Below are 293 nucleotides of genomic sequence, written 5' to 3' on the forward strand. Positions count from 1 at the left end.
TTTCCTTCCACAGCAGTGTTAGCAGAAAGGTCTACTGTGATACCTGAATCATCAGCATCATCAATAATACCAGTAGCGTTAGCTGTACCAATAGTTACACCAGCAGGAGCCCCAGTGAGGTTAGCTATCTGTCCGTTAATAGTTTCATTACCTTCAAATATTCCATCAACAGTAGTTGGGATATTGATAGTACCAGAGTTACTACCATTAGAGATAGTAATAGTAGCGTTAGCAGGTAGTGTGGTATAATCTGTACCAGCAATAGCAGTACCTGTACCTAGGTCATTGATATC

1 protein-coding gene is annotated in these 293 nt (G+C 40.6%); it reads right to left on the reverse strand.

Annotated features, from left to right (window positions below):
- Positions 1 to 293, reverse strand: a 293-nt coding sequence (locus RM542_RS14840) for a Calx-beta domain-containing protein (protein WP_311386534.1), incomplete at both ends; no start/stop codon positions are given.

This window comes from Croceitalea sp. P059, assembly GCF_031846365.1.
Classification (GTDB): Bacteria; Bacteroidota; Bacteroidia; order Flavobacteriales; family Flavobacteriaceae; genus Croceitalea; species Croceitalea vernalis.